The 16,104-nt window shown below is 67.5% G+C and carries 1 protein-coding gene (running past both ends of the window); it reads left to right on the top strand.

Every position in this 16,104-nt window falls within one protein-coding gene, locus tag GII31_RS17225, for a non-ribosomal peptide synthase/polyketide synthase (protein WP_260840072.1), read on the top strand. The gene is 59,919 nt long; 31,639 of those nucleotides lie to the left of the window and 12,176 to its right, leaving coding positions 31,640-47,743 in view — codons 10,547 (partial) to 15,915 (partial); the first complete codon in view begins at position 3. The start codon and the stop codon both lie outside this window.

Genomic DNA, 16,104 nt, shown 5'->3' with positions numbered 1-16,104 from the left:
CTGATCGTCCGCGGCCGCTCGTCGCGTCGCATCGTGGCGCGCGAGCAGACTTCCAGATTCCCGCCGAGGTGGGTGCTCGGGTGGAGGCGGTGGCACGTGAGCACGGTGTTACCCCGTTCATGGTGGTTCATGCGGCGTTGTCGACGTTGCTGGCCCGGTTGAGCGCGACTGCCGATATCACTGTTGCCACGCCGATCGCCGGCCGTGGTGATCGGGTACTTGATCCGTTGGTCGGTATGTTTGTCAACACGTTGGTGTTGCGGACCGAGGTGTTCGCCGGTGTGTCGTTCGCCGAGTTACTGGAGCAGGTGCGCACCGTCGATTTGGATGCGTTCGCTCATTCTGATGTGCCGTTCGAGACGATTGTCGAAGCTCTCGATCCGGTGCGTTCGGAAGCGTTCTCGCCGCTGGCGCAGGTGATGCTGTCGTACGATCCGGCAGCTTCGGTTGCTGATACGGAAGTATCGGTGGCCGGACTGGAGATCAGTCCGCTCGCCGCCCCGATTGTCCCGGCGCAACTGGATCTGTCAGTGCTCGTCGCGCCGCGCGGCGATGGCTTGGACTGGGCTGGTTCGGTGGTGTTCGCCACCGAACTGTTCGAGGAGTCGACGGTGTTGTCGATGGCGGACAAGTTCGTTCGGCTTCTGGACGTACTGACTGCTGACACGTCGATTGCAGTTGGTGATGCGTCGTGGTTGTCGGCGGACACCGTCCGGGCGGCGTTGGACGCCGCTACCGGCCCCGAGGTTGTTGTTCCGCGTGGCACGGTCGCTGATGCGCTTGTGGCGCGGGCTGCTTCGACGCCTGAGTTGTCGGCGTTGTGGTTTGAGGGGCGCAGTGTCTCTTACGCCGAGTTGTCGGCGCGTACCAGTGTGCTTGCCCGTGAGCTGATGTCGGTCGGGGTTGGGCCGGATGTGGCTGTCGGTGTGTGTATCGATCGTTCCATCGAGATGGTCGTGGCAATCCACGCGGTGGTCGCCGCCGGTGGCCAGTACGTCCCGATCGCCACCGATGCTCCGGCTGATCGTGTCCAGTACATGCTGGACACCGCCGGTGTGGGTGTGGTGTTGGTGACGGACACGTCATCTCACGTGGTTTCGAGGCTCGTCGCTGACGCTCCTCGCACCTCAACCGGCAATGGGGCAACCTCGTCGGTGGAGGTGACCTCTTCGCAGGTTGAGACGTTCTCTTCGTCGGTGGAGGTGTCGCCTTCGTCGGTTGAGGTGCCGCGAGCGCAAGCGAGTGGCGTCGAAACCTGGCGGGCCGGGAATGTCCGTACCATCGTCGTCTCGTGTGATGCCGAGGTGGATCTGACGGCACCGCCGGTCACTGATGCTGATCGTCTGGCTCCGTTGTCGTTGGATAACGCGTTGTACACGTTGTTCACGTCGGGTTCGACGGGTCGGCCGAAGGGTGTGACGGTGTCGCATCGTGCGGTGCTGAACCGTTTGTGGTGGGGGTTGGATGCGTTTGCGTGGGGTGTGGGCGACAGGGTGATTCAGAAGACGCCGTACACGTTCGATGTGTCGGTGCCGGAGTTGTTTGCGCCGTTGTTCACGGGCGCTCAGGTGGTGATTGCGCGTCCGGGTGGTCATGCGGATCCGGAGTACATCGCGGGTCTGATCGCGGAGACGGAGGCGACGTCGGTGCATTTTGTGCCGTCGATGTTGTCGGTGTTTGTTGATGTGGTCGATCGTGATCGGTTGGCGCAGTTGACGAGCTTGAAGTGGGTGTTTGCTTCGGGTGAGGCTTTGCCGGCGGCTGTGGTGGCTCAGGTGCACGAGGTGTGGCCGTGGGTGGGTATTCATAATCTGTTCGGTCCGACTGAGGCTGCGGTTGAGGTGGCGTGGGCGGATGTGTCGGATGCGCCGGAGTCGGTGACGATTGGTGCGCCGGTGTGGAATACCGAGACTCTGGTGCTCGATGATCGTCTGCGTCCGGTGCCGGTGGGTGTTCCGGGTGAGTTGTATCTGGGTGGTGTGCAGGTGGCGCGTGGTTACGCCGCGCAGCCTGATCTGACCGCTGAGCGGTTCATCCCGGATCCGTACGGTGACCCCGGTTCACGGTTGTACCGCACCGGTGACCTGGTGCGCTGGAACACCGACGGCACTATCGAGTATCTGGGTCGTACGGACTTCCAGGTGAAGTTGCGTGGTCAGCGTGTCGAGTTGGGTGAGATCGAGGCGGTGCTCGCCGCAGTACCGGGTGTGGTGCACGTGGCCGCCACGGTGGTCTCCGCCGAGACCGGTACCGAGCATCTGGTGGCGTACCTGTCGCCGTCGAGCATTGACGTAGACGCGGTGAAAGCGGCTGTTGCGCAGTCGTTGCCGTCGTACATGGTGCCGTCGGTGTGGACGCTCATCGATGATGTTCCACTGAACAGTGCGGGCAAGCTGGATCGGCGTGCGCTGCCATCACCCGACTTCGCTTCCGTCACGGCCGAATTCGTCGCGCCGGAAAGCGGTACCGAAGAGTCGGTGGCACAGGTGTTCGCGGAGTTGCTTGGTGCTGATCGGGTGTCGGTGACCGAGTCGTTCTTCGATATCGGCGGCAACTCGTTGTCGGCGATGCGGTTGGCGGCCCGGGCGTCGGAGGTGCTCGGGGTTGCGGTGTCGGTGCGTGACGTATTCGAGGCGCCATCGGTGCGTGCACTGATCACGGCAACTTCCGGTCATGGCGCCACGGTCGCGCCGATCACCGCGGTTGTGCCACGGCCGCAGCGGATTCCGTTGTCGTTCGCGCAGCGTCGCATGTGGTTCATCAACCAGTTCGATCCGACCCGGCCGACGTACAACATCCCCGCGGTCCTGCGCCTGTCCGGCGAACTCGACGTCGACGCGCTGCGCATCGCCGTGCGTGACGTGCTGGGCCGGCACGAGGTGTTGCGCACCTCGTTCCCGGCCGAGGACGGTCATCCCTACCAGCTGATCGGTGATATCGCCGAGTTCGACGACCGCGGAGTGTGGCGAGTCGTTGACTCCGACGACGACCTGTTCACCAGCGTGTCAACCGGTTTCGACGTGGCGCGGGAATGGCCGCTGCGCGTCGTGGTGCGTGAACAAACCGGCGGCGAATACCTGCTGGCCGTGGTCGCGCACCACATCGGCGCCGACGGTGAGTCGCTGCTGCCGCTGGTGACCGACATCGTCACCGCGTACGCGGCACGCACCGCGGGTGAGATCCCGTGGATCGAGCCGCTGACGGTGCAGTTCGCCGATTTCGCGATCTGGCAGCACGACGTGCTCGGCGATCCCGCCGACGAATCGTCGGTGCTCGGTCGTCAGCTCGCCTACTGGCGCGGCAAGCTGGCCGGCGTCCCCGACGTTCTCGAACTGCCCGCGGACCGTCCCCGTCCGCTCATCGCCTCCAACCGGGGCGCTCAGGTCGGATTCGAGATTCCCGGCGATATTGCCGCCCGTGTCGAGGCCGTTGCCACCGAACGCGGTATCACCCCGTTCATGGTGGTGCACGGCGGGCTCGCCACGCTGCTGGCGCGGCTGTCGGCCACCGAGGACATCGCGGTCGCCACCCCGATCGCCGGTCGTGGCCAGCGGGTTCTCGATCCGCTGATCGGTATGTTCGTCAACACCCTCGTGCTGCGCACCACCGTCGCCACGGGCGGATCGTTCGATGAACTGCTCAACCAGGTCCGGAGTACCGACCTCGACGCCTTCGCACACTCCGACGTGCCGTTCGAGGCGATCGTGGAGGCGCTCGATCCCGTCCGGTCCGAGGCGTTCTCGCCGCTCGCTCAGGTGATGTTGTCATTCGATCCGGCGGCCTCTGTCGCTGATGCCGACGTGTCCGTCGCGGGTGTGCAGATCAGCCCCGTCACGGTGGACGGCGTACCCGCACAGCTCGACCTGTCGGTCGCGGTATCCACCGCAGACAGCGGATCGGCATGGTCCGGTCTGGTCACCTATGCCACCGATCTGTTCGACGAATCCACCGTCGCAGAGTTCGCCAACCGGTTCGTCCGGGTACTCGGCGTGCTGACCGCCGACCCGTCGATCGCGCTCGGCGACGCCATCTTCATCGACGACGCCACCCGCACCGCGGTACTCGCGCGGGCCGTCGGTCCTGACGTCGCGGTGCCCGCCGGTACCGTCGCCGACGCTCTTGTCGCGCAGGCTGCGTCGACCCCCGATGCGCCCGCGTTGTGGTTCGAGGGGCGAGTTGTCTCGTACGCGGAGTTGTCGGCCCGGACGAGTGTGCTCGCTCGTGAGCTGATCTCGATCGGTGTCGGTCCGGACGTGGCAGTCGGTGTGTGCATCGATCGCTCGATCGAGATGATCGTCGCGATCCACGCTGTGGTTGCCGCGGGTGGCCAGTACGTGCCGATCGCCACCGACGCTCCCGCCGACCGTGTTGAGTTCATGCTCGATACCGCCGGTGTGGAGATGGTTCTGGTCGTGGACACGTTCGGGATCGGCGGCGTCCGCACCATCGCCGTGTCGTGTGCCGACGAGGTGGATCTGTCCATCGCACCGGTTACCGATGCTGAACGTTCGGCGCCGCTGACGCCGGATAACGCGCTCTACACGCTGTTCACCTCCGGTTCGACAGGCCGCCCCAAGGGGGTGACGGTGTCGCACCGGGCGATCCTGAACCGGCTGTGGTGGGGTCTGGACGCCTTCCCCTGGACGGTCGGGGACAGAGTGATTCAGAAGACGCCGTACACGTTCGATGTGTCGGTACCGGAGTTGTTTGCGCCACTGTTCACCGGCGCGCAGATGATTATCGCCCGCCCGGGCGGCCATGCCGATCCGGATTACATTGTCGATCTGATCGAGGAGACCGCGGCGACGTCGGTGCACTTCGTACCGTCGATGCTGTCGGTGTTCGTCGATGTTGTCGACCGTGACCGGTTGGCGCAGTTGACGAGCCTGAGGTGGGTGTTCGCCTCGGGTGAGGCGCTGCCGGCCGCTGTGGTCACGCGGGTCCACGATGTCTGGCCGAACGTCGGTATTCACAACCTGTTCGGCCCTACCGAGGCCGCGGTCGAGGTCAGCTGGGCCGATGTATCCGACGCGCCGGAGATGGTGACGATCGGTGCGCCGGTGTGGAACACCGAGACGTTGGTTCTCGATGATCGCCTCCGTCCGGTGCCGGTCGGTGTTCCCGGGGAGCTGTACCTCGGTGGCATCCAGATCGCGCGCGGTTACGCCACGCAGCCCGGTCTGACCGCCGAACGGTTCATCCCAGATCCGTACGGTGTCGATGGCTCACGGCTTTACCGGACCGGTGACCTGGTGCGCTGGAATGCCGACGGGAACATCGAATACCTGGGCCGCACCGACTTCCAGGTCAAGTTGCGTGGCCAGCGCGTCGAGCTCGGCGAGATCGAAGCGGTACTCGCCGCCGCACCGGGCGTGGTGCACGCCGCCGCGACGGTGGCGCGGGCCGAAACCGGTGCCGAACATCTCGTGGCGTACCTGTCTCCGTCCACGGTCGATGTGGATGTGGTGAAGTCCGCCGTGGAGCAGGCACTGCCGTCGTACATGGTGCCGTCGGTGTGGATGCTGCTCGGCGAAGTGCCATTGAACTCGGCGGGCAAACTGGACCGTAAAGCGCTGCCTACTCCCGACTTCGGTGTGGTGAGCCTGGACTATGCGGCCCCGCTGGGTGCGGTTGAAGAGCTTCTGGCCTCCATCGTCGGGGGCTTGCTCGGTGTTGACCGCGTCAGCGTCACCGAGTCATTCTTCGCGCTCGGCGGTGACTCGATCATGTCGATCCAGCTCGCCTCCGCGGTGCGGGCAGCGGGCTTCGATCTGTCGCCGCGAGAGATCTTCGAACGGCGCACGGTGCGCGGGATGGCCGCCGCCATCACCGACACCTCGGCGCGTCTGCCCGAGCTGGCTGAGCCCGAAGGTGGTGCGTCCGGTGTGATGCCGGTGCCGCCGGTGGTGTCGTGGATGATCGAACATGCCGATACCGCAGCCGATTTCGCCGACTTCAACCAGTCGAACATCCTCGCTGCCCCCAATGGTCTGACCGCGGACGTGCTGGCCGAGCTGCTCGGCGAACTCGTCGCCCACCACCCGATGCTGTCGGCATCACTGACATCTTCGCCGGCCCCGGTGCGAGGAGTGCAGGCGACGAGCCGCGAAACCCCGCAAGAATCCCTTGGCGGCGCAACGGCATGGGAGCTCGTCGCAGGCAACGACTTCGACGCCGCCGCGGCGGTGTCCGCGATCAGTTCCGAACACACCGTCGGCACCGAAGGATTCAACGCCGATCTGGTGACCGCGCACGAACAGGCAACCCGCCGGTTCGGCACCGCCACCGGACAACTGGTGCAGACCGTGCTGGTCACCGATCCGGCCGGTACCGGCCGGATCGTGCTCGCGATCCATCACCTCGGCGTCGACGCCGTGTCGTGGCAGGCCATCATCGAGGACCTGGTCACCCTGTGGGCTCAGCGTTCGCAGGGGCAGCCGTACCAGTTGCGGGCAACCACCACCTCGCAGCGGGCATGGATCACCGCACTGGCCGAACGCTCCGGTGACCACGCCGGTGAAACCGGGTACTGGCTGGAACGACTCCCGCAGCGGCCCACCGACTTCGGCACCGCACCGGACCGGACCCGCGATCGTGTCTCGACCTCGGACACCTATCTGCACCAGGTGGCCGCGGAAATCACCGAACCATTGGTGACGACGGTGCCGGAAGCCTACGGCGCCAACGTGTCCGACGCACTCCTCGGTGCCTTCGCCCGGGCCGTTCGGTCCTGGCAGCGCGACCGCGGCATCGTCGATGATGCGCCCGTCTCAGTTCTCATCGAAGGCCACGGCCGTTATGAGGACGTCCTCGAATCAGGGAGCAACCCGGCCCGGGCCGACCTGTCGCGTACCGTCGGCTGGTTCACCTCCATCGCACCGCTGTCCCTCGACCCGGGCGCCGACATCGTGCACGCGGTCAAGGCGGCCAAGGAAGAACGTCTGGGACAACCGGATTCGGGAATCGGCTTCGGCTGGCTGCGCTACGGCCCGCACGCCGACAGTGAACTCGCAACCCGCCCGCTGCCGTCGGTGGTGTTCAACTACCTCGGCGCGAGCGCGGGTGGCAGCGGATCCGACGCCGAACCGCTCGCATTCGGCGGTGCGGCCGGACCGGGACTCTCACCGTCGCCGGCCGGCGGCATGGTCGCGCAGGGTGCGCTCACTATCAACGCCAACGTCGGTACTGTCGCCGGGCAGCGCCGTCTCGGCGCGTCCGTCACCTACCCGCGCGGCGTGTTCGCCGAGGACGACATCCGCGACCTGATGGACCGCTGGACAACCGAACTCGGGGCAGTTGCAGCATCCGTCGCCGACGGCGCGGATCCCGGTCTCTCGCCATCCGACGTACCCGGCACCGACATCACCCAGGCCGACCTGGACCTGCTCGCGACCCGGTATCCGGGTGCGGACGTGTGGCCACTCGCGCCACTGCAGCGCGGCCTGTTCTTCGAGTCCGAACTCGCCAGTGCGTCCGATGCTGCTGTCGATGTGTATGTGGCGCAGGGTGTCGTCACCGTCGGGGCGATCGACGCGCATCGGCTACGCGAGGCCGCGTCCCGGTTGCTGACCACGCACCGGGCGCTGCGGGCAGGGTTCGTGCTGACGGCGAGTGGTGCGGCGGTGTCGGTGGTGCCCGCCGACGCCACCCTGCCGTGGACGGAGCTGGATCTGGCAGACGCGGCAGATGACGTTGTAGCCGAACGTATTTCAGAGATCGCTCAGCAGCAGCGACTCGTCCCGTTCGACCTGACCGCACCGCCGCTGTTGCGGTTCGTGCTGATCCGGCACGGTGGGGCGTCGACGCTGGTGGTTACCAATCACCATCTGATCCTCGACGGCTGGTCCGGCCCGCTGGTGATGGCAGACCTGCTGGCCCTGTATGCGACGGGACAGCCGTTCACCGGTGTGCAGAGCGCCGATTTCGGTGACTACCTCGACCTGATCTCACGTCGTGACGAAGCGGTCGGCATGGCCGCGTGGAAGAAGGTGCTGGACAAGGTCGACGGACCGACGCTGGTGGCGGCCGGGCAGACCGGCAGCACCGACGTACTGCCGCAGGAGGTGCACACCTTCCTCGACGCCGAACTGGTGTCCGGGGTGGAGGAATCGGCACGCGCCAACGGTGCGACCCTGGCGACCGCACTGCAGGTGGCGTGGGGTGTGCTGGTGTCGCGGCTGACCGGTAATCGGGTCGTCACGTTCGGCGAGACGGTGTCCGGACGCCCCGCCGAATTGGCCGGTGTCGAGACGATGGTCGGCCTCTTCATCAACACCCTGCCCGCGGTGGTCGACGTCGACCCGTCCGCGAGTATCGCGCAGGTGCTGGCGGCAGTGCAGGACGACAAGGTCGCGGTGCTGGACTACCAGCACCTGAGCCTTCCCGACATCATCAGGGGCACAGGTGTATCCGTCGGGTTCGACACCCTGGCGGTGCACGAGTCGTACCCGGTCGACGCGCAATCGCTGTCGGCCGCCGGTCAGCAGGGCGCCGACGGTTCAGGTGGTGAGCTGGGCATTCGATCGGCACAGTTCACCGACTCGACCCAGTACCCGCTCAATCTCGGTACCTCACCCGCCGCCGGCGGCGGGCTCGCGGTGCGGCTGGCGTATCTGCCGGCCGCGTTCACCGCAACTCAGGTCGAGGTGTTCGCCGAGGTGTTCACGCAGATTCTGCGGGTGATCGCGGCGGAACCGCAGACATTGACCGCCGATATCGCCCTGGCTTCGTCGGGAACGCTCGACACGGTGCTGGGATTTGCCGATGGGCCCGCGCTTGCGGAGGCCCCGCAGGTGGTCGGAGGGGACACGATCGTCGACCTGCTCGCGAATCGGGTGTCGGCGACCCCGGAGGCGACGGCGCTGTGGTTCGGCGACCGGTCCGTCTCGTACGCCGAGCTCGGTGCCAGGGTGAGTGTCCTTGCCCGTGAACTGATTTCGCTCGGTATCGGGCCGGACGCCGCGGTCGGCCTGATGCTGCCGCGTTCGGTGGAGATGATCGTGGCGGTGCACGCGGTGCTCGCCGCCGGTGGCCAGTTCGTGCCCATCGACCCCGCGGCGCCCGCCGACCGGGTGGAGTACATCACCGCGACGGCGGACGTGTCGGTGATCGTCACCGGTCCTGACGCACCGGCCACTGTGGCCGGAGCGGCTATCGAGTCGGTTGTCGCCGTGGATTGCTCGGGCACGGTCGACCCGGCGACACCGCTGATCGGGGTCGCGGACCGGCGCGGTCGCGTGCATGCGGAGACCGCCGCTTACACAATCTTCACGTCGGGTTCGACGGGCCGGCCCAAGGGCGTGACCGTGTCGCACGGTGCGCTGCTGACGGAAGTGATCGCGGACATCCAGTACTACCGTCTCGACGAGTCCGACATCTTCCTGCAGACGCTGGAATACACGTTCGATCCGGCGGTGTTGGAGATCCTGCGGCCGGTGACGACGGGGGCGCCGCTGGTGTTGTTGGCACCAGGCGCCCACCGTGATCCGCGGGCGATCGAGACTGCCGTGCGTGGCCGGGGCGTGACCACCATGATGATCGTGCCGCCGATGCTGGCGGTGATGGTCGAGGTGACCGCGGACGACCGGAGTTGGGCCGCGACCCTGCGTCGGATCAATACCGGTGGTGACACCTTGCCGCCGGCCGTGGCCGCGGCTGTGGCGGACGCCTGGCCGTGGGCGCGGTTGTACAACCAGTACGGACCGACCGAGACGACGATCTTCTCCACGATCGATCAGTACGATCCGGCGGTGCCGCAGGTAACCATCGGCCGCCCCCTGGCCGGTATCCGGGCATACGTGCTCGATGAGCGGCTGCATCCGGTGCCGGTGGGAATCCCCGGTGAGCTGTATCTGGGTGGTGCGCAGGTCGCGCGTGGCTACGCCGGACAGGCCGGCCTGACCGCGGAGCGGTTCGTCGCCGATCCGACGGGGGAGCCGGGCCGGCGGCTGTATCGCACGGGTGACCTGGCTGTGTGGGATGCCGATGGCCGACTGACCTACCTGGGCCGTTCGGACTTCCAGGTGAAGCTGCGCGGCCAGCGCCTGGAACTCGGCGAGGTGGAAGCGGCACTTGCCGCGGCACCGGGCGTGCGGCACTCCGCGGCCACGGTGTCCTCGACTGAATCCGGCGCTCAGCATCTGGTGGCGTACCTGTCGCCGGGCAGCGTCGACGTGGATGCGGTGAGAGCGTCTGTGGCGCAGACCTTGCCGGTGTTCATGGTGCCGACGGTCTGGAATGTGCTGGACGAGGTGCCGCTCAACAGCGCGGGCAAGATCGATCGTCGCGCTCTGCCTGCGCCGGACTTCGGTTCGTTGACGGCCGACTACGTCGCTCCGGACACCGATACCGAACGGTTGCTGGCCGACGTGTTCGGGCAGCTTCTCGGGATGGAGCAGGTGTCGGTCACCGAGTCGTTCTTCGACCTCGGCGGCAATTCACTGTCGGCGATGCGCCTGGCGGCCCGTGCCGGCGAGGCGCTGGGTGTGGAGGTGTCCGTCCGCGACATCTTCGGCGCTCCGTCGATCCGCGAGCTGATCGCCGCGACCGCCGACCACGCCGCGGCCCTCGCCCCGGTCGTCGCGGTCGATCCTCGGCCGCAGCGTATTCCGCTGTCGTTCGCGCAGCAGCGGATGTGGTTCATCAACCAGTTCGATCCGACCGAGGCCACCTACAACCTACCCGCGGTCCTGCGGCTCACCGGTGAACTCGATACCGCGGCGCTGCGCGTAGCCGTGCTCGATGTGGTTGCCCGGCACGAGGTGCTGCGGACCTCGTTCCCGTCAGCGGACGGCAAGCCGCACCAGTCGATCGGTGCGATCGGCGAGTTTGACGAGCGTGCGATCTGGCGGACGGCGGACTCTGAGGCCGATCTGTTCGCCTCGGCGACAACCGGTTTCGATGTGAGCCGGGAATGGCCGCTGCGGGTGCGCCTGCTCGCGCAGGGCGAGCAGGAACACCTGCTGGCGGTGATCGTCCACCACATCGGCGCAGACGGCGAATCCATGCTGCCGCTGGTCACCGACATCGTCACCGCATACAGCGCCCGCGTCGACGGGCAGGCGCCGCAGTGGGAGCCACTGGCCGTGCAGTTCGCGGACTTCGCGATCTGGCAGCATGAAGTGCTCGGTAGCGCCGACGACGCCGATTCGGTGGTCGGCCGCCAACTGGGCTACTGGACCACCCAGCTCGCCGGCCTGCCCGACGTTCTGGAACTGCCGGCGGACCGTCCGCGGCCGCAGGTCGCTTCCCACCGCGGAGACGTCGTCAACACCGAGATCCCCGCCGAGATCGGTGACCGCATCGTCGCCATCGCCCAGCGGTACGGTGTCACCCCGTTCATGGTCGTCCACGCCGGCTTCGCGACGCTGCTGTCGCGGCTGTCGGCAACCGACGACATCGCCGTCGCCACCCCGATCGCCGGTCGAGGCGACCGGGTGCTTGACCCGCTGGTCGGGATGTTCGTCAACACCCTGGTACTGCGTACGCAGATCGCCCCGGGTGAATCCTTCGCCGACTTCCTGGGCCGAGTCCGGGTCACCGACCTGGATGCCTTCGGCCACGCCGATCTGCCGTTCGAGTCGCTGGTGGAGGCACTCGACCCCGTTCGCAGCGAGGCATTCTCGCCGCTCGCGCAGGTGATGCTGTCGTTCGATCCGGCGGCCTCGGTCGCCGATGCGGGGGTGTCGGTCGCCGGTCTGCAGGTCGGTGCACTGCCCACCCGGACCGCCGCCCAGCTCGACCTGTCGTTCGAGGTGTCCTCGGGCGCGGCCGGTCAGGGCTGGCCGATCGCCGCGATCTTCGCCACCGATCTGTACGACGCCGACACCGTGGCGACGATGGTTGAGCGGCTCGTCCGGATCCTCGACGCCGTCACCGCCGACCCCACAGTCGCGGTCGGCGACATCGCGCTCACCGGCGACGACACCGCCGTCCTGGCGGCCTCGGCCGGCGAGACGATCCCGGTTCCGGCCGGATCGATCGCCGATGCTGTTGCCGCGCAGGTGGTGTCGGTCCCGGATGCGACCGCTGTGGTGTTCGGGGACCGGGTTGTCTCGTTCGCCGAGTTCGGTGCGCGGGTCACTACGCTTGCGCGTGAGCTGATCGCGGCCGGTGTGGCTCCCGATGTGGCTGTCGGTGTGGTGATCGACCGCAGTGTCGAGATGATGGTGGCGATTCACGCGGTGGTCGCCGCGGGTGGCCAGTACGTGCCGATCGCGACCGATGCTCCGGCCGATCGTGTGCGGTACATGCTCGATACCGCCGGTGTACGGATCGTGTTGGTGACGGACACGTCATCCCACGTGGTTTCGAGGCTCGTCGCTGACGCTCCTCACACCTCAACCGGCGGCAACAGCTCGTCGGTTGAGGTGCGACGTGCGATTTCGGCCGGTAGTGATGGTTCGTCTGAGGTGCGACGTGCGACTTCGGCCGGTAGTGATGGTTCATCGGTTGAGGTGCGAGGTACGGGCCTCGAAACCTCGCAGGCCGAGAGCGTCCGCACCATCGTCGTGTCGTGTGACGGTGCGGCAGATCTGTCGGTTGCCCCGGTGACCGATGCCGATCGGATCGCGCCGATTATGGCGGATACGGCCTTGTACACGTTGTTCACCTCGGGTTCGACGGGTCGTCCGAAGGGGGTGACGGTGTCGCATCGTTCGGTGCGGAACCGTCTGGCCTGGATGGCCGACTGGTACGGGCTGTCGTCGGCGGACGTCTATGTTCAGAAGACACCGACCACATTCGATGTGTCGGTGTGGGAGCTGTTCCTGCCGTTGATGGCCGGCGCGACGCTGGTGATCGCCGAGCCGGACCGTCACGGTGACCCGGCGTACGTGGCCGATCTCGTCGAGAGGCGGCGGGTGTCGGTGATGCACTTCGTGCCGTCGATGCTGTCGGCGTTCGTCGACATGCTGGGCGCCGATCGTCTGGCGGATCTGGTGTCGCTCGGTGTGGTGTTCACCTCCGGTGAAGCACTCACCGCGCAGCCGGCGCGGGCACTGCTGACGGCGATCCCGTCGGCGCGGCTGGTGAACCTGTACGGCCCGACGGAGGCCGCGGTCGACGTGACCGCGTACGAGGTGCGTCACGGGGATACCGTGATCCCGATCGGTGTTCCGGTGCCGAACACCACGACGCTGGTGCTGGATGCCCGTCTGCGTCCGACACCGGTGGGTGTGCCGGGTGAGTTGTATCTCGGTGGCGTGCAGGTGGCACGTGGCTATGCGGCACGCACGGATCTGACCGCCGAACGTTTTGTGGCCGACCCGTTCAACACGGGCGGCGGCCGGCTGTACCGCACGGGCGACCTGGTCCGGTGGGGCCGCGACGGTCAGCTGGAATATCTGGGCCGCACCGACTTCCAGGTGAAGTTGCGCGGTCAGCGTCTGGAACTCGGGGAAATCGAGGCCGTGCTGGCATCGGTACCGGGTGTGGTGCATGCGGCGGCAACCGTCGCCACCACCGACGCGGGTGCCCAGCACCTCGTCGCCTACCTGTCGCCGTCCGGTGTGGACCTCACCCAGGTGCAGGCGGCGGCCGAGGCCGCGCTGCCCGCCTACATGGTGCCCACCGTGTGGAACATGCTCGACGACGTGCCGCTGGGCAGTTCCGGCAAACTCGACCGCAAGGCCCTGCCCGCACCCGACTTCGGAGCGCTCACCGGCGATTACGTCGCACCGCTCGGCGCGGTCGAGGAACTGCTCGCCTCCGTGGTGGGCGGTCTGCTCGGCGCCGACCGGGTGTCGGTCACCGAATCGTTCTTCGCCCTCGGCGGCGACTCCATCATGTCGATCCAGTTGGCCTCGGCGATGCGGGCGGCGGGATTCGCCCTCTCCCCGCGCGACATCTTCGAACACCGAACCGTCCGCGCGATGGCGGCGGCGATGACCGATCCGAGCGCACATCTGCCGGAACTGGCCGAGCCGGACGGTGGTGGCGCGGGCGATATGGTGATCCCGCCGATCGTGTCGTGGATGACCGAATACGCCGACATTCCGGCCGACTTCGCCGACTTCAACCAGGCCGTGGTGCTCGCCGCACCGCGCGGTGTGTCCGTCGACGTGCTCGCCGAACTGCTCGCCGTGCTGGTCGCGCAGCATCCGATGCTGTCGGCGCGTCTGACCCGAACCGGCGGTGACTGGGCACTGACCGCGGGCACCGAATTCGATGCCGCATCCGCTATCTCGGCGATGACTTCCGCACATGCGTTGGGCAGCAGTGGCTTCGACGACGACTTGGTGGCCGCGCACGCCGCCGCAGCCGGTCGTCTGGACCCGGCGACCGGCCGGATCATCGAACTGGTGGTGTTGGCCTCCGCAGATGGTGTGGGCCGCATCGTCACCGTGATCCATCACCTCGGTACCGATGCGGTGTCGTGGGCGGCGATCATCGAGGACCTGGTCACGCTGTGGGCACAGCATTCGGCCGGTCATCCGCTGCACCTGCGTGACACCGGAACCTCGCTGCGGGCCTGGTCCGCGGCGCTGGCCGAGCGTATCGGCGAACGTGAAGCCGAGACCGGATACTGGCTGGACCGGTTGCCGCAGCGGCCCACCGACTTCGGTGCGCCCCTGGACCGTAGCCGGGACCGGGCGTCGACGGCGGTGTCGCTCACGCACACCGTCGACCCCGATGTCACCGAAGCCGTGCTGACCACGGTTCCGGAAGCATTCAGCAGCAAGGCTTCCGGCGGCAACGTCAACGACGTGCTGCTCGGTACGTTCGCGCGGGCGGTCCGCGGTTGGCAGCACGATCACGCTATCGCCGACCACGCACCCGTCTCGATCCTCCTCGAAGGCCACGGCCGCAACGAAGAGGTCCTCGAGACCGGAGCAGATCCGCGGCGCGCCGACCTGTCCCGGTCGGTCGGCTGGTTCACCACCATCGCCCCGGTGTCGATAGACCCCGCCGATGATGTGCTCCATGCCGTCAAGGCGGCCAAGGAAGAACGTTTGGGACAACCGGATTCGGGCATCGGTTTCGGCTGGCTGCGCTACCGGGCGGCCACAACCGCCGAACTCGCGCAGCGGCCGTTGCCGTCGATCCTGTTCAACTATCTCGGCGCCGGTGGCCGGTCGGCCACCGAACCCGGCCGGGAGCCGTCACCGTTCACCGGCGTGCCCAACCCGGGCTTCGCGGCCTCGCCCGCCGGAGCGATGGCCGCGCAGGCGATTCTCGCGATCAACGCCGGTACCGACATCGTCGACGGCCGGCGCTGCCTGACCGCGACCATCGCCTTCCCCGAAGCGGTCCTGGGCGCCGACGCCGTGCGGGAACTGATGGACCGGTGGTCGGCCGAGCTGGCCGCGGTCGTCGACGCGGTCGCCGCCGGCTCGCCAGGGCTGTCGCCGTCCGACGTTCCGGGTGCCGCCGTCACGCAGGCCGACCTCGACGCGCTGGCCGAGCGGTTCCCGGGCGCCGATGTATGGCCGTTGTCGCCGCTGCAGGGTGGTCTGTACTTCCAGGCCGAGATGGCTGACGAGCATGCGCTCGACGTCTACCTGACGCAGGCCGTACTCGACCTGGGGCCGGGCGTCGACCTGGACCGTCTGCACCGGGCCGTCGACACCCTGGTCGACCAGCATCGGGTGCTGCGCTCGGCGTTCGTGCGCACCGACAGCGGTGCCGTCGTCGCCGTGGTCCCGACGTCGGTGCGGGTGCCGTGGCAGATCGTCGACCTCGGCGCTCTCGCCGGAGAAGAAGCCCGGACCAGGGTCGCCGGCATCGCCGCCGCCCAGAAGACGGTGCCGTTCGACATGGCCGCGGCCCCGCTGCTGCGGGTGATCGTGGTGACCCACGCCGACGGGATGAGTGTGGTCATCACCAACCACCACATTCTGTTCGACGGCTGGTCCGGACCGCTGGTGCTCGCCGACCTGCTGGCCCTGTACGCCACCGGTTCGACCTTCACCGGCGCCGCTCCGGAGAGCACGGACTTCGCCGACTACGTGATGTCCGTCGCGCGCAAGGGTGACACCGGGCTCGACGTCTGGCGGCAGATCGTCGGCCGCGCCGACGGCGCCACCTTCGTCGCACCGGGTGCCGAAGCCACCGTCGAGGCGATGCCGCGCAAGCTGCACGCGCTTCTCCCCGCGGATGCGCTCG

The sequence above is a fragment of the Gordonia pseudamarae genome (assembly GCF_025273675.1).
GTDB classification, from domain to species: domain Bacteria; phylum Actinomycetota; class Actinomycetes; order Mycobacteriales; family Mycobacteriaceae; genus Gordonia; species Gordonia pseudamarae.
The sequence above is the reverse complement of the archived record's forward strand: the minus strand, read 5'-3'. Positions and strand labels throughout refer to the sequence as shown.